Origin of the sequence: Victivallis sp. Marseille-Q1083, assembly GCF_903645315.1 — a bacterium.
In the GTDB taxonomy this organism is placed as follows: domain Bacteria; phylum Verrucomicrobiota; class Lentisphaeria; order Victivallales; family Victivallaceae; genus UMGS1518.
In genome coordinates, this window is record NZ_CAHJXL010000001.1 from 1,264,116 (window position 1) to 1,283,951 (window position 19,836).

Below are 19,836 nucleotides of genomic sequence, written 5' to 3' on the forward strand. Positions count from 1 at the left end.
CCCGCTTCACCCAGCAGTCATTCGATCAGCAAAGCGGCATCGTGCGGCGGCAGCGTCAAAGTTCCGGCAATCCTGCCGAGATCCTGCAGCACTTCATTGGCGGTATGGGCGAATCCCAGCTCCGCCAGCGAATACTGCATCGCCTCGTTGGAATCGTTGAAAATCGCCGCCGCCCGGCGCCCGCGGCAGGTACCGAGGAAAACCTGCGGCCAGGAATCCGGCTTCCACTGGTGCGGACACGGCCCGTGCAGCCGGAAATGAACCGCTTTTTTCAACAGCGCCAGCCGGTCCGGCGCGATCGTGTTGAGGTTGTCGCTGGTGACCGAAATGCCGGTCAGAATGCCGGTCAGCACCGAAAGCCGCGCTTCGCCGACCGTATAGAAGGCGTTGTCCTGCCGCGCCATCAATACATCCGGGTCCGCCCGGAACCAGCGGTCGATCATCCACCAGTTGGTCAAAGTCGAATGCAGCGCGTTGACGATACTCGGCGCCCCGGTATTGACGACGCTGTTGTTCGGCTGATGCTGCGGTTCCCAACAGCGGGCGGTATCCGGACTGACCCGGCAGTGATCGACGAAACCGAGGCAGGGCATGAACGGCGCCCCGCAGCCGAGCAGCGTGCAATCCGGCACCGCTTCGCGGATCGCCTGCATTCCCTGCCGGAACGCGCTGACCGGCGTCGAATCCGGATCGCGGCGGCGGCCGTCCGGCAGGGCAAAACCGAGGCCATCGAGTTTGAACAGCGTAAAGCCCCAGTTCCGGAAGGTCCGGAACACATTTTGAAGGTGTGCCTGCACCTGCGGCTGGGTCGCGTCGAGGCAGGCCCAATAGTTGTCCGGCGGCGGCGACCAGCCGTTGAAAACCAGCGGCTGATTCCGAATGTCCTGGACAAACCAGTCCGGGTGTTCCCGGAAAATCCGGCTCGCCGACGAGGCCAGAAACGGCATCAGCCAGATCCCGCCGGTCATGCCGGCTCCTCGAATCCGCTTGCCGATCTCGGCCAGCGGCGTCGGCCAGGAGCTGTCCTGGTCGAGCCAGTCGCCCTGAAACGTTTGATAGCCGTCGTCGATCTGCACATACTGGGCCGGATATTCGGCGCGCTTCTGTTCATCGCCGAGCGCGGCGAGGTTGTCCAGCAGATCGCGTTCGGTCACATCGGCATAATAGTAATACCAGGTGCAGTAGCCGGTCACATTTTCCGCCGCCCGAATCGGCGCCACCTGCATCGCCCGCGCCGAAAGGTCGGCATAGCGCTGCAGCAATAGCCGCCAGTCGTCGCCGGTCAGGACGACGACTTTCTCCGGCTCCTCGTCCGGCCGGATATTCGGCTGTTTCAGCAGGATGGAGTGAAAACGGCCGCGTTTGACCAGCGAAAAATAACTGAGCGACCGGAAGGCCGTCAAAGCGCCGGCCAGCACGAACTGCTTTGAATTCTCATCGCCGACGACGATGACATCCTCACTGAAGTATTCCCCGTCGAACGCCGGCGGCGCGAACAGACTCGACGAGGAGGCCAGCGGCACCATGTTGTTGGCCGACCGGTACATAAACGCCGCTTCCGGCGGCAGATTCAACGACAATACGGCCTGATAACAAGGCTGCGGCTTCCGCCATACGGTTTCTTCCATTTTCAATTTCTTCCATCCTTACACTTGTCGCTAATATGATCGATTCGATCCGGCCCGGTTGCGACGCCGGGCCCGGAACTGTCTTCAACGCAACGCATCGAGCAGGAACTGCCGGCGGGCCTCGAAGACGCTGGACGACGCGCTCCGGTTCAGCACGTCCGGATTTTCCAGGCTGGCCAGCACGGTTTCCAATTCCGCCGTCCTGCCGGCCCGGCGCAGCGCGTAAAGCAGCAGATAATCTTCAAACCCTTCGCGCATCTGTTCCGATTCGATGGTAATGACCGGACCGGTAATGCCGGGGTAGACCACCTCGTAATCCATTTCACCGCTGTCCAGGTCGTTCCAGGCGTCTTCGCGAGGCGCGAAATAGGAGTAATATCCCCAGCCGTCCAGCCCGGCTTTGAACGACTTCCACGGCATGATCCGCCCCGGGCAGGGATGGATGTAGAAGCTGTTGAAGCGGCGCGGCGCGTCCCACAGTTCGCGCAGCTTCGGGTAATCCTTGCCGTTGAAGCCGAAGTAAATGCCTTCGATCGGCACCGAGAGGTCGACGTATTCGTTGTACCAGCCCTTGAACTGGTTGTAGATATCCTCCTCGGAACGGAAGCCGTTGCCGCCCCAGCAGCAGGGATCGGCGTACAAATTGAGCTCCGGGTCGAACTCCTTGATCGTTTTCATGATCTCGCGCATCAGATCGGTGCCGGGGCCGACGCCCGGTTCGTCCCACAATTCCAGAAAGAACTGGTCCTTCCGGTAACCGGCCGCCAGCATCTTATCCCGGATGTCGCCGACCAGGGAACGGATTTCCGCCTTGTGCTCCTCGTTGAAATCGGCGGCCGGCAGGGAAGCGGTATAGCCGAGATGGGCATATTTCGAAGAAACCACGAAGAGATATTTCAGGTCGGGAATCTTCTTCTCCAGCGCCCGGACTTTTTCCGGATGCTCCAGCGGATTGGTCTGGACGATATTGATGCCGCTGTCCAGCCAGTACTGTGCCTCATTGTCCTCGTAAACCGTGCTGCGCAGCACCGAACTCTGACCGGTCGGCGAACTCCAGTTGTTATAGCAGTAATCCCCCGGGCGTTCCAGCGCGATGTCGCACACTTCCACCGTGATCGGCAGCGAGACTCCGCCGGCCTGCAATGTCCCGGTATATTTGCCCGGTTTCGCCGCGGCAGAGCGCACCCGCAGCGTGACGATTTCACTGCCGCCGGGCCGCAGCGTCAAGGTCGGAAACTGTTCGATCTCCGCGGCGTTAAGCACATATTGACGCAACAGGCCGCTGCCGGGGAAATTGCTCTCCAGGAAGAGCGGCCGCACCGCGACGCCGCGACGCCGCTGGACGACGCCGGCGACACCGAGCTCCGCCTGCAGTTCCGGCGCCGGTTTACCGTCGTCAGCGACAAATCCGGAAAACGAAAGCGTCAGTTGCCGGGCGGCATCGGGTGACGGATTGGTCAGGGTATAAGCGATGTTCTCCACCTCGTCCGGCACCATCGTCACTTGCCGGGAAGCATTCAGATCCGCCGTCGGCAGCACCGGCGCGGTAATCCACTCCGACTCCATCGGCGTCGGCGCGGCGATCACCTCGGCGTCGGCCAGCCCGCCCAGCCGTTTCCGCCACCGTTCGAGCGTCTCACGGCTGAAACTGCTGTCCTTGAGCAGCGGGAAGGAGAAATAGGTCTCCGGCGTCAGCTCATGCTGTTCCGCCTCCAGCACGGCGAAAAGCATCGGCACGTGCAGCTCCGGCACCGCCGGGTAACAACTGATCCGGTCGGTATCGCCGTAACGGTGGTGGCGGGCCAGGTTGATCGGCCAGCGGAACGCTTCGAAATCCCCCTTCTCGCACATCGCCGCCAGCGGGATGCGCAGGATGCCGTACCAGCGGTCCTCCTGCCGGATGACGCCGCACTCCGGTTCGAATTTTCCCTCGCCCTTCACCGGATCGATGACGGCGGAGGTATCGAGCAACACTTTGCCGTCACTGGTCAAGCCGAAGTGATAATACCGCCGCTGGTCCAGATCGAAACGGTTGATGTAAACTTCCACCAGATCGTCCTGCCAGGAACCTTGCGGCCGGGCCAGCCGGTCGAAAGCCGGTTCCATGTTTTCAAAGACGATATACAAGCCATCGGCGCCGAGCGCCATATACGCATTGGTCTCCAAATCGACAGCGTCGCTGTTCAATTCGGTCATTTTGAAAACGCCGAATTCCTTCAGCGCCTCCGGATCGAACTGTCCGACCGAAAATTTCCGGTCGAGCACCGGCACCGCACATTTCTGCTTGCCGAGCGAAGCGACCTGCGGCAAAATGCCGGTCGGACCTTCCGGCCGACGGTATTCGGCCTCGCCCCAGAGCAAAGTTTCAAAGACTTCCAGCGCGGCTTTGCCGGTATTGGCCATCGCGAAATAACTGCCGCGGCTCCCTTCCGGCAAGGCAATCCGGTAGAACTGTTTGCCCCGGCCGTGCTGGACGAAGGAGCGCAGCTTCCGCCAATCCTGTCCGTTGTCGCTGGTGAAAAAGGTCAATTCAAACGGCATTCCGTTGAACGGCGCCGCCGCTTCGATATCGATTTCGGCAAAATCGGCCGCCGCCGGGAACTTCCAGACCGCCATCGCGTCCTCACTCCGCGCCGGCATGACCAGACCGGTCTCCAGATTGCCGTCAACGATCGCGTCAGCGGCCTTGCCGATCGAACTGTCACTCTGAAAGACCGGCTGCGTAAAAGCGACCAACGCCCCGCTCGGCTGCTGATAACTGCCCCACACGCCGCGGTTGCCGCTGATCAGTCTGCCCGGCAGCGCGTCGGCGGCAACCCTGGAACCGTCCGGAAAGAGGTAAGCGGCTTCCCCTCCGGCCGGTTCCGGCGACTGGACGACCGCGTCGAGCGTCCAGTCCGCCGCCGTTCCGCCGCTGCCGACGATGCGCAATTTGGCCTCCGGCACCAAGAACATATCCGCTTCCGGTTTGCCCTGATCGTCGGGCAGCCCCTGCAGCAGCAGACCGAAATTGTTCCGCGAACCGTCGCGCCAGGCTTTGACCAGCCCGGTGACGTCCAGCACCAGCGGCTGCTGCCAGTCGAACCGCCAATCGGCCTGCAATTCCGGCTCGGCGTCGATGACGCCGGGCAGCGTGAACAGCGTTTTGGTAAATTTATTCCAATAACGGTTGATCGGAAAGATCCCGAGCTTCAAAACACCGTCGCGCCCCTCCTTGCCCCAATCGAGCGGATCGCCGGCACGCAACAGCAGCTCCGCCTTTTCCACCTGGCTGCCGACCGGCATTTCGGACAGGTCGAACCGGAGCGTCAGAATTTGCGGCCCGCCGTCGAACGCCGCCGTTCCCCCCAGCCGCGGCGTGGCATCAATCCAGCCGCTCTGCAACGCCACCCGCTGCGGCGCCGCCGTTATTTCCACCGCATCGGCATAACCGCAAACCGCCGCCAAGCCGGTCAGCAATCCGCCGAAAGAGACGATCAATTTCTGGTGCTTCATATAAAATCATCCTCAGTTGGTCGATCGGAATTTCTTTTTTCGCCATTCAAAAAAAATATCATAAAATTTGCAATCACATATTATGGTTCAACTATTTTAAAAGCTCCGCTTTTTTTCCTCCGCTATTTTCAGCCTTTCCGCACCCGGGCGGTACTGCCGCAGCGTTCGAAGCGCATCGGCACGACGGGAGCCGTCGCCGCCGGCGCCGTTTTCTCGATGTGCGAGATCAGCGTCAGGCACAATTTCCGGGCCAGCTCGGTAAAGTCGAAACCGATTTCGGTCAGCGCCGGGATGATGTTCTTCGCCCACACGGTGTTGTCGAAGCCGGCGATGCTCAAATCCTCCGGGTAACCGAGCCGGTGTTCCCGCAGGTAACTGATGCCGCCGATCGCCAGGTTGTCGGCCGCATAGAAGATCGCCGTGGTATCCGGATAACGCTCCAGCAGCTCCTGGGTCAGCTCATAACCGAGCCGCGAGGTGTCGTCATTCTTGCCGGCGATCCGAATCCGGTCGAAATTGTAATCCGGCAGCAGTTCGCGGGCAATCTGCGTCCAGCAGGCCGTCTTGTCCCAATCGCTCGGATTGCAGGCGCTGATCATGCCGATCCGGGTATGGCCCAGCGCCAGAAAATGCTCGAACAACTGCCGAATCGCATCGGCGAATTCGACTTTGACCAGAATGCCATTTTTCGCCCGGCAATCATTCCAGTAGTAAATCGTCGGCACGTCGAACTGACGATTGTACGCCTCATAGAAAGCATCTTCGAATGTACCGATCAGGATGACGCCGTCGACCCGTTTGGCCATGCCGTTGAAATTGAACCTCCCGGCGGTCGAATCGACATACATCACGTGGGTGAAATATTTCGATTGCGACACCTCTTCAAACAGCGCCAGCAGCAAATCGTGCATCCATAAATTGCTCTGTTTGCAGCGCGCTTCGACGATGATGCCGATACAGTTGATCTTCATCGAACGCACCGCCTGCGCATAGGGATTCGGCTGATAATTGAGCTCGCGGATCGCATCCTGCACCCGGTTGTAAATGTCCGGCTTGCAGGTGCCCCCGTTCAAAATCTTCGAAACCGTACCGACGCTGACCGCGGCTTTTTCCGCCACTTCCTTGATTGTCACCTTCCCGCCCGCTCCGGCCATGATTCGAACCCTTTTCAAACGTTGTCGCCCTATTGATCCAAAACGCTGTCATTCCGTCCGCCCGGTCAGACCGACGGCTTCCCGACTGCTCCGAAAAAATGAAACAAAATGAATCGTTTCACGTTTCAAATTATAATTATAGCAGAAAAACCGTTTTTTGTCAATAGTCACGAAAAATTTTTTTACTTTATTCAAGGTTCTTTTCGGCAAGTTTGCGGCCCCGCCGGCAATCGGAAATTTTCGGTCCGCCCCCAACCGGAGGCGAACCAAAATCACACAGTTTACGGAATGTAGAAGAACTGCCCGAAGTACCAATCATTCTCGTTAGCCGCCGTCCACTTGCTGGTATCCGGGACCATATACATGCCCATTTTACCTTTATTCGGCTTGGCTCTTTCGACATGGCCATCCACTCCGGAGAACAAGGCAGCCTGGCCACCATGATCACGCAGCATAGTCGCACTGGTGCCGTACAAAGATGAGCACCTCTCGCCCCAGGTACTTACGCCATCGGCTCCCATCGGAATGTAGCTTTCCATCATCATTACCGTTTGACTCGGTGACTCCGCCTTGGATAATTTACCTCCAATCCCCTTCATCCAGTCGCTAGTAATCAAACCACGGCCGTTCACAGCATAGTTGGTCTCACCGAATTCACTCAATCCCCAATCCAGCAAATGTTCGACATACCCTATCCCCGCCTTGTAAGTGCTGGATTCATCCGTAGCCATATAAGTGGTGTTGCTCGGACACTTGAAGAGATCATAGCCCATGCCATAGTCATTGATCAATGAATTCATCCAGTATCTGCTACCGTAAAACATGCCCCAGCCTTGTCCTTCGCCAGTCCCACTCCAACCGGCCTTTTCGATCGGAACATAATCATTTTCATCCGTCGAATAAAGGATGACGCCAAGCGCCAACTGCTTCATGTTGTTGGTACATTTGATGATTTGCGCCGCCTGCTTGGCTTTGCCGAGGGCCGGCAGCAACATGCTGGCCAGAATTGCAATGATGGCGATGACCACGAGCAATTCAATCAACGTGAATTTTCTTGTCTGTTTCATGATCCGTTCTCTTCCTTGTTTTTGGGGTTATCGATTGTTCCCGTTCACTTATTCTTGCGCTGCTTCCACAGCGTTCCAACCGCATCTGCACCACCGGCGCTTTGCCGGTGTCAGTTCCTTCGATCCGGCCGATCAGCGTCAAACAGAGTTTGCACGCCAATTCGGTGAAATCGAAACCGATTCCGGTCAATGCCGGGATGACATTCTTGGCCCACACCGTATTGTCGAAACCGGCCAGGCTCAAATCCTCCGGAAAACGCAGCTTGCGCTGCCGCAAATAACTGATGCCGCCGATCGCCAGATTGTCGGCCGCATAGAAAATCGCCGTGGTATCCGGATAACGTTCCAGCAGCTCCCGGGTCGACTCGTAACCGAGCTGCGAGGTGTCGTTGCCGCTGGCGGCGATCCGGATACGGCCGCGATCGTAATTTGGCAGCAGTTCATCGGCTATCGCCGCCCAGCAATCCGCTTTGTCCAGGTCGCTCGGGTTGTTGGCGCTGATCATGGCGATCCGGGTATGGCCCAGCGCCAGGAAATGCTCAAACAACTGGCGGATCGCATTGGAGAATTCCACCTTCACCAAGATGCCGTTCCGGGCCGGACATTCATTCCAGTAATAGATCGTCGGCACGTCGAACTGACGGTTGTACGCCTCATAGAACGGCGCTTCAAAGGTGCCGATCAGAATAATGCCGTTCACCCGCTTGGCCATGCCGTTGAAATCGAACTTCCCGGCGGTCGAGTCGACATACATCACATGGGTGAAATATTTCGACTGCGACACCTCCTCGAACAACGCCAGCAACAAATCGTGCATCCACAGATTATTCTCCCGGCAGCGCGCCTCGACGATGATGCCGATGCAGTTGATCTTCATCGAACGCACCGCCTGCGCATAAGGATTCGGCTGGTAATTGAGCTCGCGGATCGCGCTCTCCACCCGGTCGTGGATCTCCGGCTTGCAATTGCCGCCGTTCAGGACTTTCGAAACCGTACCAACACTGACCGCAGCTTTGGTCGCTACTTCCCTGATCGTGATGCTGTTGTTGGTTCCGGGCATAATTATGAATCCTTCCGCGAATCGTTTCATTTAACTTTTTCTTCCTTCTCCCATTCAATCGAGCGGGACGGAAGACGCTTGTCAGGAAAAGAAAAAATGAATCGTTTCATTCTATGAGAGTATTATAGCAAAAAAAATCTTTTTTGTCAATACCTTTCGTAAAAATTTTGTTTTTTTTTCCAATTTTTCTTTCTTTTTCTTTCTTTTCCAGAGGAGTCCCTGCCCGCCGCGTGACCGGATTTCCACTGTTAACGACCATCTTTCCAGTCCGATGGTTCCACCGGTCAAATCGGAAAATTTCTTTGCCGCCGTTGATTTTTTCGATTTTCCGGCCAATCCGGTTGCTTTTTTCATTTTATATGTTAAATAGTAATTTATATATATAATAAAAGGAGTCGCCATGGCACCCAACGACTGGACTGCATTCACCAGTGAAAACGGACGAACGGAACGATTTTTTACCGCCAATTCCGGCGGCGGCCGGAATTTCACCGCCGAAGCCGAAGCGTTGTGGGACGCCTATCGGCGTGCGGCGCCTTCAGCCAATGCCGTCTGGCTGCGGTTCCATCTGAGCGATCCCACCAATCAAGTCCCGCTGCTGCGCCGGTTGCTGCCCGACGCCGCCACCGCCGTTTCCATGGTCGGCCAGGCGCCGGCCGACGGCAGCCGGATCGGCCTGGAAGCATATCATATCGACGGCGCCGAACCGGTCAGGGATGAAGATGACGCCACCCTGGTTGCCCTTCAAACCTACCGGCTGCTTTTCTTCAACCGCCATTTTCACGCCGAAAGCGGCAGCGCCGCCCAGACTGCCGCCGAATTTCATCACGCCGAGCAAATCCTGGCCCGCCACGGCGGTACGCTGGAGAACAATCTGCAGCGCACCTGGCTCTATTGCCGTGACATCGACAACAATTACGCCGGACTGGTCAGCGCCCGCCGCGAACTTTTCGAGCGGCACGGCTTGCGCGCCGACACTCATTTCATCGCCAGCACCGGCATCGAAGGCAGCGCCGAGGCCCCTTCCCGGCTGGTCAGGATGGACTCTTTCGCCCTGTTCGGCCACCGGCCGGAACAGGTCGTCTACCTGGAAGCCCCGGACCATCTGTCGCCGACTCATATCTACGGCGTCACCTTCGAACGCGGCACCCGTCTGGTTTTCGGCGACCGGTCGCATTACTATCTCTCCGGGACAGCCAGCATCGACCGCGACGGCCTGATCGTCCACGAAGGCAACGTCGCCAGCCAGGCCGGTCGGGCCATCGAAAATCTGGCCGCCCTGCTTGAGCACGGCGGCGCCGGACTCGGCGACCTCAAACAACTGCTCGTCTACCTGCGCGACCCGGCCGATCTGGCGGCGGTCGAAACGGTACTGGCCAAGGAACTGCCGGACGCCCTGCCGCGGCTGATCGTCCGCGGCGCCGTCTGCCGGCCCGGCTGGCTGGTCGAACTCGAAGGCATCGCCATCAACCGGCGCGGCGATGAACGCTTCGCCGCCTTCCGGTAATTTTTTCCGGAAAAATAGCGAATACATTTGCATTCACTGTTTTTTAAATGTAAAATATCATTATAAAAATAAAAAACACGGATCTCAACAGCGATGGAAGTCATATTGCAAAACGAAGGAAAAGCGAAAAAACGGGAGGCGACTTACGCCGTCCCGGCGGCCGAAGCACTGCTCGAACTGGTCGAATATTTGTCGAACCATCCGGAAGGCTGCGGCGTATCGGAACTGGCGCGGCGTCTGAACCTGTCGACCAACCTGACCTTCCGGATCATGAAATGTCTGCTGGAGCGCGGCTATGTCGAAGCGGACGAAAACGTCGTCTACCGCCTGAGCGCCCGCTGGCTGAGCCTGGGCGCGCTGGTGGCGAACAATTTCAGCCTGACCCGGCTGGCCCGTTCTTACCTGGAGGAACTGTGCCAGACGCTGGAATTCAGTTGCCTGCTGCAGACGCTGGAAAAGGACCACATGCTGGTCCGCGACGCGGTGGCGCCGTCCAAAGCCTTCTACCTGCAGGTCACTTCCGGCGTCCAGTTGGCCATCGGCGGCAACGCCTTCGCCAAGGCGGTGCTGGCTTACAGCACGCCGGAGGTGCAGCGGGAAATCATCGCCGGGCTGACCTCCCGGCCGCAATTCTCGCCGGACGCCTTTCTGGCCGAACTGGAACAGGCGCGCCGCGAAAAGCTGGCTTATGACTGGGAAGAATATACCAAAGGGATTTTCTGTATCGCTTCTCCGGTATTTTCGACCGGCGATCTGGTGGTCGGCGCCATCGGTGCCACCGGTCTGGTATCCCACCTGTCGGCCGAAAAATGCCGGACGGTGGAAGCGCAGGTGCGCAATCAGGCGGCCAATCTGTCCCGGGCGATCGGCGGCAATGGCGGCTTGACCGCCGGACGGCCAGGCCTGAATTATCGATAAGACAAATTCATTTTTATAACTACACAGGTGCAAAGATGCGAAACGGATTGCTGACGCGAGGGATTCTCTGGCTGGGAACGCTGCTGTTTCCAGCGCTGCCGCCGCTCCAGGCGGCACACGATCTGGCCAAACAGCCGCTGACGGTGGCGGCCGACGATGCCTTCAGTACCCTGCCGCTGCTGGTGGAAACGCAATTCACGCTGCCGCCGGCGGATTCCTATCAAATTATCGTCGCCAACCAGAACAAAGCCCAGCCGTGGCACTGGGAAATCTACACGACGCCGAGCGGTGAACTGGAAGTCTACCTGCCGGGTTTCCAGCCGGCGGTCATCGCCGCCGGCATCCCGGTCGCCGACGGCCGGGAACACGCCGCCGCCATGCGGTTGACGGCGCAAGGAATCGTCCTCTCCGTCGATGGCCGGGAAGTCAAACGCCTTGACTGGCAAAGCACGCCCCAAGCCGCGCCGGCATCCGTCGAACCGCTGCAGATCGGCAAAGTCGAAGGCCTCGGCTGCGCCGGTTCGATCCGTTCGTTGCGGATCAGCAATCCGGTCGACCAAACCGTCGTCGCCGCGTGGGACTTCGACCGCCAGCCAATCAACGGCGGTTATGCCGACCTCTCCGGCAACGGCCGGAACGCTTTGTCCGGCAGCGCGTCGGTCCCGGCCGGCAGCGGCGCCGATCTGGAGCAGGAGACTTTCCAGCTCGGTTTTTCGCCGGAGTACAACACCTTTCCGCTGACGGCGGACATGGTCATGCAGTTGCGTTATGCCGATTCCTTCCGCATCCTCTGCGCCAACCAGTCCAAAGGCTCCCCGACCCACTGGGAAGTGTACACCAACAATGGTTTTCTGGAGGCTTACATGCCAGGTTTCTCGCCGGAAGTGCTCTACACGCCGGCCAAAATCGACGACGGCCAATGGCACCGCACCACCTTCATTCTCGAAGAAGACCGCGCCCGCTTGTTCGTCGACGGCATTCAGGTGGCCGATCAGGCGCTGCAGCGCAAAGATCCGGCCGCTTCGCCGACGCAGGAACCGCTCTATCTGGGCCGGATCGTCGAAGCCTCCAACGCCTTTCCGGGCCGGGTCGACCAGTTCCGGCTGCTGCGGGGCGCCGTCACGCCGGACGGCCCGGCCAACGGCGGCCTGCCGGACAGCGACGCCGCGTTCGCGGCCTGGGAATTCGACGATTCGGAGACCCGGGAATTTCCCAACCGCTGTCCGGATGGTCCGGCCGCCCAACGCAGTCTGGTGATCGGCGAACTCAAGCCGGCCTACGTGCCGATGGCCGCCATCCCGGACACCGCGCCGCTGCGGCAGGAAGCGGCCGACTGGCTCCAGGCCAACCGGCTTTCCGCTGAACTGCTGCCGGAATTGAAGGCCCGGGATGAAGTCTGGAACTGGTGGGCCTTCCAATACCGCTACTACGGCCGGCTGGATTACGACGCCGAACGCTACATCGGCCACCTGCTGGAAGATCCTTCCTACCTCAAACGGATCAGCAGTCAGGTTTTCGATCCCAACGCCCTGATTCAACCGGACGACCGCGGCCCGGCCGGCACCGTCCTGCGCCAGACCCGTGCCCTGCTCGAACAACTGCGGCACGACAACCCGGACCGGACCGAACGGTATGACGCGCTGGACGCCAAACTCCGGCAACTGTCGGCGGCGCTGTCGGCGGCATCCACCGAAGAGGCCGCCGGCGCCGGCGCGTATTTCGCCGCCTGCGCCCTGCGGCGGGAAGCGGTTTACAGCAATCCGCTGCTGAACGAAAGGGCCGACCTGCTCGGCGTCAGCCGCGGATTATGGGAGGGCTCGGTCCGCGACGGCTTCACGTCCGACGATGTCGGCGGCCACTTCGTCAACCAGTATTTCGGCAGCAACGCCATCCCCGGCGGCGGCCTCTACCGGATCAAAAACTGGCAGAACGGCAACAAGCCGGTCATCGAAAATATCCTGAAGGATTCCGTCGTCCGGAACGGCCGCTTCCAGGGCCGCAAACTGGATTTCGGCGCCTTCGCCACTCCGGACGTCTCCTGGGACGGCAAAAAAATCGCGTTCGCCTGGACGCCGAACCAGTACCACGCCTTCAATATCTTCTCCTGGAATACCTGTTTCCATATTTTCACCGTCAATGCCGACGGCAGCGAACTCACGCAACTGACCGACGGCGCCTACAACGATTTCGATCCGTGTTTCCTGCCCAACGGCCGGCTCGCCTTCGTATCCGAGCGGCGCGGCGGTTATATCCGCTGTTTCGGCGATTACATCCGCGTCCCCAATTACACGTTGTTCAGCATGAAGCAGGACGGCAGCGACATCGTGCCGATGAGCTATTTCGAAACCGCCGAATGGAATCCGACGATCAACAACGACGGCATGCTCGTCTATACCCGCTGGGATTACACCGACCGCGAAAACTGCATCGGCGGCCGCTTCTGGATCGCCAACCCGGACGGCACCAATCCGCGGGCGCCGCACGGCAACTATCCCTATCCGTGGTATTCCTGGGAAGGCAACGAGGAGGATTTCAAACAGCGTTTCCCCGATCTGCCTTACACCGGCTGGGGCAGCCGGGCCGGCGCGCCGCTGGTCGAAATGGGCATCCGGCAGATTCCCGGTTCAGACCGTTACATCTTCACCGCCTCGCCGCATCACGGCCAGAACTTCGGTTCGCTGGCCATCCTCAACCTCAACGAACCGGATGACGGCAACCACAGCCAGATCAAACGCCTCACCCCGTACGAGCCTTATCCCGAAACCGAAATAAGCGCCCGGCTGCATTACAAATTCGGCCAACCGTGGCCGTTGAGCGAAGATTTCTACCTGGCCAACTGCTGGGAAAATCTCGTCGTCGTCGACCGCTACGGCAACAATGAACTGCTCTGCGACCTCCGGGAAACCGAAGCCGCTCCGGATGACCGTTTCCGGCTGATCGAACCGATGCCGCTGGCCGCCCGGCCGCTGCCGCCGGTGATTCCGACCCACACCTACCAGGGTGAACGCCGGTCGCCGGACGCCCCCAAGGCGACCATCGCGGTGATGAACGTTTACGATACCGACCAGCCGCTGCCGGAGAATACCAAAGTCAAATATCTGCGCGTCACCCAGAATGTCTTGAAAACCAATCATGCGATGGGAATTCCGATGATCGGCAACGAACAGGAAAATACGCCGCGGATTCCGCTGGGCATCGTTCCGGTCGAGGAGGACGGCAGTGTCTATTTCGAAGCGCCGGTGGCCAAGGAACTGATCTTCCAACTGCTCGACGCAGAGCAGAAAGCGATCCATTCGATGCGGTCGACCGCCTTCGTCTTCCCCGGCGAACAGCTCTCCTGCCAGGGCTGCCATGAACCGACCGGCACCGCGCCCAACACGATGGAAGTGCCGCTGGCGCTGCAGCGGCCGCCGTCAAAGCTGGTGCCGGAACTTACGCCGATCGAACCGATCAGTTTTTACCGTCAGGTCAAACCGCTGCTGGAAAAAGCCGGCATTTCCGAGCTGCAACAGTGGACCGATGCGGCCAACGGACTGGATTATTTCGCATTGCGGGACTATAGTTTCTGGTTTTCCGGCGGCATGGCGACGTCGATGATCGGCGATTATCCCGGCATTCACGGCGGCTCCCGGACCATTCCCGGCCATTTCGGCGCCCGGCGGGCGAAATTGTCCGAATGGCTCGACCAGCCGGAAGCCAGGGCGAAATTGACCGACGCGGAACGCCGTATCGTCAACTTGTGGCTCGACAGCAATTCGCTGCGGCTGGGAGCATTCTTCCGAGAACAGGAACAACTGGAGGGAAAATTGATTCTGCCGATTCTCGATGTCGATCCCGACAACCTGCAGGGGACGGAAACGTCCGGCGCGCCGCTGCAGAAAAATTTCTGGCACGAAAACCATTACGGACCGTACCCGGTGCTGGTTTCCAGCCATACCCGCGATGCGGTGTTCATGCTGGATAAAAGCGGTCAAATCGTCTGGGAGTACCAAATTCCGCATCCGCAGGATGTCTGGATGCTGCCCAACGGCAACATTCTGATCGCCGCCCAGCACGCCGTCCGGGAAATCACCCGCGACAAGGAGCTGGTCTGGGAGTACAAAGTCGAAGCGCCGAATGAAATTCCGAGCGTTCAGCCGCTCGGGGACGGCAAAACCCTGATCGGCATCGTCGGCCAATGTCGCCTGGTCGAAGTCGACCGCGGCAGAGAGCTGCACTCGATCCAACTGTCGACGACGGTTGCCGAACCGCACGCCCAGTTCCGGATGTGCCGGAAGACGCCGGAAGGCACTTACCTGGTGCCGTTCACCGCCGAAGGGGCGCTGCGCGAATACGATTCGGCCGGGCGGGTCATCCGGGAATTTCCGCCGCTGCCGATGCCGGTCTGCGCGGTCCGCCTTCCCAGCGGCAACACGCTGGTGACCGCCGACGGCCGGGTCGTCGAATATGACCGCAACACCCGCATCGTCTGGGAAATCCGCCCGAAGTACGACACGCCGGACCTCAATCTGGCGGTACCGGCCGGCGTCCAGCGGCTGCCCAACGGCAACACCGTCGTCTGCAACTGGAACGCACAGGCGACGCCGGATAAACGCGCCGCCCACATCTTCGAGATCACCCCGGACAAGCGGGTGGTCTGGGAAGTGGAATCCGACCAATTCGGCCAGATCGCCCAGTGCCAGATCCTGACCGAAGATTACCAGCCGCGGCAGGATATCAACTGGCGATGAAAATGCGCGGTTCATTTCTGCCGGCCGTGCTGCTGTTCGCCGCCTGGTGCTCGATGGCCGATTATCCGGCCCCCAACGCGCTGACGGCGGCGCCGGACGGCCTCTGGGTCGCCGAAGAGCATACCGCCTTGCTGCGCCGCCTCGATCCGGAGACCCTGGAACCGGCCGGAGCCGCCATCGAACTGGAACAACCGCCAACCGGTCTGGTTTCCTCCGCCGGCAGGCTCTACGTCACCGCCGGTTTGACGACCGGCGAACTGCTGGAAGTCGATCCGGAGCGCCGGCAAATTCTCCGCCGGCTCGCCATCGGCCATTCCCCGCAGTCGCCGGCTATCTCGGCGGACGGTCGGACGCTTTATTTTGCCAACCGTTTCAGCGGCCAGGTCGGCGCGGTCGATTTGAAAGAATTTTCCTTGCGCTGGCGGAGCCCGGCCGGCCGGGAACCGGTCGCCGTCGTGCCGGATGCCGCCAATCGAAAGGTTTACGCCGCCAACCATCTGCCGATCGGGCCGGCCAACGGTACCACCCACCAGGCGGCCGTCTTCGTGCTCGACGCGGCGGACGGTGCCGTCCTCAAACACATTCCGCTGGCCAACGGCGCCCAGGGCATTCGCGGCGCCGCGCTCAGTCCGGACGGCGCCTGGCTGATCGTCACCCACGTGGTCAGCCACTACAAGCTGCCGACCACCCAAATCGACCGCGGCTGGATCAACACCAACGCCATCAGCCTGATCCGGACCGGCGACGACAGGCGGCTTGCCACCGTGCTGCTCGACGACGTCAACCGCGGCGCCGCCAATCCGTGGGCAGCCGTCTTTTCCGCCGACGGCGCGCAACTGCTGGTGTCGGCTGCCGGCAGCCATGAGCTGTTCCTGATCGATTTTCCGGGCCTGCTGGCCAAGCTGGCCGCAACTCCGGCCGAAAATCAGTTGAGTTACCTGAACAAACTGCGTACCCGGCTGCCGCTGCCGGTCAACGGCCCGCGCGCCCTGACGATCGCCGGCAACCGGGCGTTCGTCGCCGGTTACTACTCCGACAATATCGCGCTCATTTCCCTCGGCGGCCGGCCGCGGGTTCTCGCCAGCCGGGAGCTGCCCGGCGCCGACGCCGGCGATCCCCGCCGGCTGGGGGAAAAGTATTTCAACGATGCCCGGCTCTGCCGGGAAAACTGGCAGAGTTGCGCCAGTTGCCATCCGGACGCCCGGGTCGACGCCCTCAACTGGGACATGCTCAACGACGGCATCGGCAATCCGAAAAATACCAAAACGATGTTCCTCTCCCACCGGACGCCGCCAGTGATGTCGCTCGGCATCCGCCCGGACGCCGAAACGGCGGTGCGCGCCGGATTCCGCCACATCGAATTCAATGAACCGGTCGAAGAATATTGTCAGGCGATCGATCTATACCTGGCGCAAATGCCGCCGGTGCCGAGTCCGTTCCTGAACAGCGAGGAAATCACCGGCATCGCGTCCGACGATCCGGGTTGCCTGCAGTGCCACACGCCGGACCGGGGCGCGTTGAGCGCCGCCGCCCAACGCGGCAAAGCGATCTTCGCCGGCAAAGGCGGCTGTATCGCCTGCCATCCCCATCCGCTGTTCACCGATCTCGAATTGTACGACGTCGGCACCACCACCGGCAGCGATATCGGCCGGCCGGTGCGGACGCCCAGCCTGGTTGAAGTCTGGCGGACCGCTCCCTATCTGCACGACGGGCGAGCCGCCACACTGGAGGAAGCCGTCACCAAATACAACCCGGGCGACCGCCGCGGCACGACTTCCGGCCTGACTCCGGAAGAGGTGCGCGACCTGGTCTCCTACCTGGAGTCACTGTAAAGATGATCCGCCGTTTGCAATGGGCCATCGTTTCCATTTCGGCATTGCTGCTGCTGCTCATCGCCGCGGCATTCCCCTGGCGCGGCGTCCCGGAACTCTACCGTTCCGGCGTCTTCCTGCTCGTCGCCGCCATTACCGCCTTGTCGGCGGCGGCCATCTGGTGGCGGCCGGCCTTCCGTCATCGCGGCGGCGTCCTGCTGTTGCACCTGGCAATAGCACTGATCGCCGTCGGCGCGTTGATCGGCGTTTTCTTCGGCCGCCAGGTTCGTTTTTTCATGCTGGCGGAAGCGGATGCTCCGCTGGCCGACTTCCTGCCGCCGGAAAACGGCCGACCCGCCATTCCGCTGCCCTTCTCTTTCGGCGCCGGGCGGCCGGAAGTGGATTATTACGATCCGGATTACCTCCTTTACCGGCGGCACCCGGACGATCCCAACCGCATGGCGCTGGCCGGGCGGCCGCATTGGCGCGGTGAAACGCTGTATCTGGACAACCGGCAAAACTGGCCGCGGACGACGCTGCTGGCGCCGGACGGCAGCTTTCTGCCGCATCTGAACGTCGGCGAGGACGGTATCCTGATGCGCCAGGACCCGCAGCCGAGCGAATACCGGGTGGCGATCCGTTACCATCATCCGGCCGCGCCGGAAGAGCGGCAAGCCGTCCTGAAAGTCAATGAACCGGTCACCATCGACCGCTGGCGGTTCTATCTGATGAGCTGCGGCACCTCCGCCCGCGGCCGTTATGTCGAGTTGCTGGCCAGACAGGATCCCGGCCGGCTCGTCGTCGCCGCCGGCCTGTGGCTGCTGCTGGCGGCTCCCTTCTGGCTTCTCGTCGACCAATGGAGAAAACAATGATGATCATCTGGTATTTGAAATTGCTTGCGGCCGGCGCGTTGACTGCTTTTCTGCTGGCCGCGGCACTGCAATGCCAGCAACGGCTCCGGGCGGCGCGGTATTGCTTCGGCGGCGGTTTTTGCTGCTGCCTGGCGCTGTTCCTCTGGCAATGGCTCCGGCTCGGCGAACCGCCATTCGGCAATATGTTCCAGGTGTTGAGCTTCCTGCCACTGGTATTGCCGCCGCTCTACGTCCTGGAGTACCGCCACGGCGACCGGCTGCTGCTGCTGCCCTTTGCGCTGGTCGGCGCAATCGCGCTCACCGGCGTGTTGTTCATGGACCCGGACCTCTCCTGGCGACGGGCGCCGGCCCTGCAATCGCTCTGGTTCGTTCCGCATGTCGCTAGTTATATCCTCTCCTACGCGCTGGCTGCCGTCGCGGCAATGGTCACCTTGACCGCCTTCCGCCGCCGGGAGCGCGCTTCGGCCGCCGAACGTCTCAGCCGGCTGGCCTTCGCGTTCATGACCTTCGGACTGGTTTCCGGCGCGTTGTGGGCAGAAGCGGCCTGGGGCAGCTACTGGAGCTGGGATATCAAGGAAAGCTGGTCGCTGATCACCTGGCTGCTTTACGCCACCTATTTCCATCTCCGAAAGCAGCCGGGCGGCCGGCGGGCGGCCAACTGGTGCAACCTGATCGCTTTCGCCGCGCTGCTGGTAACGTTTTTAGTCGTCAACCTGCTGCCGAAAATCGATTCGCTGCACAGCTACGCGCAATAGGGAAACGCTCATGAAACAAAAATTTACCCTGCTGGAACTGTTGACGGTCATCGCCGTCATCGCCATCCTTGCCGCCATGCTGCTGCCGGCGCTGTCGAAAGCCAAACGGGTTGCGCTGACCCAGCATTGCATCAACAATTTGAAACAAATCGGTCTGGCGCTTGAATTGTACGCCGCCGACCACGACGACCGGATTCCCAATATCAACGGCGAATATATGGGCAGCAGCATCAACCTGATCCGCATGTACGGCGGCCTGCCGTTCGGTTTGGGAAAATTACTCCCCGACTACGGACTCTCGCCATTGCAATTGGGCTGCCTGCAACACGATCCGATGACGCCGGAAGCGGTCAAACAGGGCTGGGACGGCAGCGGCGCCGTTTTAAGCGCCTATCTCTACCGGGAAACGCAGGCCGGTTTCCACGGCCGCAAGCATGCCGACGGAAACGCCGGGAAAGCGCTGGTCATGGACTTCTCATTCCGGTCCGCAGCCTTGAGCCATTCCGCCCACGGTTTCCAATCGACCAATCTGCTCTACAACGACGGCCATGCCGTCACCCGGCACAACACCGCCACGCCATTCGAACGTTATACCGCCAGCGGCGACAGCGGAGCGATGACGCCGCCGGACTGCACTCTGCTCTGGGAACGGGCCGATCAGGAGCCCTGATTTCCGGCGGCTCTCCTCCCCGCCAAGTCCTTCCGCACAAAAGATGATGTTTCCGCGATTTTCATCGGCTGACTGCCGAATCCAACCTCTTTGCCGCAGCATATCCGTCGCGCTCCTGCATTTTCCTCCGACGAGTCATAAAACCCACTCCCGGAAAAGGAAAGTTGCA

At 60.5% G+C, this 19,836-nt stretch carries 13 protein-coding genes; 7 read left to right on the plus strand and 6 right to left on the minus strand.

Annotation, left to right across the window (positions count from 1 at the left end; genetic code table 11):
* Positions 1-17: 17 nt before the first annotated feature.
* The 6 genes from HWX74_RS04975 to HWX74_RS05000 all read right to left on the minus strand — a co-directional run bounded on the left by HWX74_RS04975 (position 18) and on the right by HWX74_RS05000 (position 8,758).
* Positions 18-1,628, minus strand: a complete 1,611-nt coding sequence (locus HWX74_RS04975) for an alpha-galactosidase (protein WP_176012496.1) — start codon at positions 1,626-1,628, stop codon at positions 18-20.
* Between the two features lie 84 nt (positions 1,629-1,712).
* Positions 1,713-5,123, minus strand: a complete 3,411-nt coding sequence (locus HWX74_RS04980; protein ID WP_176012497.1) for a DNRLRE domain-containing protein — start codon at positions 5,121-5,123, stop codon at positions 1,713-1,715.
* Between the two features lie 128 nt (positions 5,124-5,251).
* Positions 5,252-6,256 (minus strand): LacI family DNA-binding transcriptional regulator, encoded by a 1,005-nt coding sequence (locus HWX74_RS04985; protein ID WP_176012498.1) that lies wholly within the window; start codon positions 6,254-6,256, stop codon positions 5,252-5,254.
* 302 nt (positions 6,257-6,558) lie between these two features.
* Positions 6,559-7,344: a type II secretion system protein gene (locus tag HWX74_RS04990; RefSeq protein WP_176012499.1), complete on the minus strand. Its 786-nt coding sequence runs from the start codon at positions 7,342-7,344 to the stop codon at positions 6,559-6,561.
* Positions 7,313-8,404 carry a LacI family DNA-binding transcriptional regulator gene (locus tag HWX74_RS04995; protein ID WP_176012500.1) on the minus strand — a complete coding sequence of 364 codons (1,092 nt, stop codon included), beginning with the start codon at positions 8,402-8,404 and terminating at the stop codon, positions 7,313-7,315. The genes HWX74_RS04990 and HWX74_RS04995 overlap by 32 nt, the downstream gene beginning before the upstream one ends.
* Positions 8,405-8,515: 111 nt before the next feature.
* A complete protein-coding gene (locus HWX74_RS05000) occupies positions 8,516-8,758 on the minus strand; it encodes a hypothetical protein (RefSeq protein WP_176012501.1) in 243 nt (80 codons plus the stop codon).
* A gap of 46 nt (positions 8,759-8,804) precedes the next feature.
* Between HWX74_RS05000 and HWX74_RS05005 the strand changes: the two genes are divergently transcribed.
* The 7 genes from HWX74_RS05005 to HWX74_RS05035 all read left to right on the plus strand — a co-directional run bounded on the left by HWX74_RS05005 (position 8,805) and on the right by HWX74_RS05035 (position 19,667).
* Positions 8,805-9,911 carry a Rid family hydrolase gene (locus tag HWX74_RS05005; protein ID WP_176012502.1) on the plus strand — a complete coding sequence of 369 codons (1,107 nt, stop codon included), beginning with the start codon at positions 8,805-8,807 and terminating at the stop codon, positions 9,909-9,911.
* Between the two features lie 93 nt (positions 9,912-10,004).
* The gene (locus tag HWX74_RS05010) at positions 10,005-10,829 is read left to right on the plus strand and encodes an IclR family transcriptional regulator (protein ID WP_176012503.1); all 825 of its coding nucleotides are present in this window, start codon (positions 10,005-10,007) and stop codon (positions 10,827-10,829) included.
* A gap of 35 nt (positions 10,830-10,864) precedes the next feature.
* The gene (locus HWX74_RS05015; RefSeq protein WP_176012504.1) at positions 10,865-15,559 is read left to right on the plus strand and encodes a LamG-like jellyroll fold domain-containing protein; all 4,695 of its coding nucleotides are present in this window, start codon (positions 10,865-10,867) and stop codon (positions 15,557-15,559) included.
* Positions 15,556-17,391: a cell surface protein gene (locus HWX74_RS05020; protein WP_176012505.1), complete on the plus strand. Its 1,836-nt coding sequence runs from the start codon at positions 15,556-15,558 to the stop codon at positions 17,389-17,391. Before HWX74_RS05015 ends, HWX74_RS05020 begins: the two co-directional genes overlap by 4 nt.
* Positions 17,392-17,393: 2 nt before the next feature.
* Entirely contained in the window at positions 17,394-18,242 is an 849-nt protein-coding gene (locus HWX74_RS05025; protein ID WP_176012506.1) for a cytochrome c biogenesis protein ResB, read from the plus strand.
* Positions 18,239-18,997, plus strand: a complete 759-nt coding sequence (gene ccsA, locus HWX74_RS05030; RefSeq protein ID WP_176012507.1) for a cytochrome c biogenesis protein CcsA — start codon at positions 18,239-18,241, stop codon at positions 18,995-18,997. The genes HWX74_RS05025 and ccsA overlap by 4 nt, the downstream gene beginning before the upstream one ends.
* Positions 18,998-19,007: 10 nt before the next feature.
* A complete protein-coding gene (locus HWX74_RS05035; protein WP_176012508.1) occupies positions 19,008-19,667 on the plus strand; it encodes a type II secretion system protein in 660 nt (219 codons plus the stop codon).
* Positions 19,668-19,836: the final 169 nt, after the last annotated feature.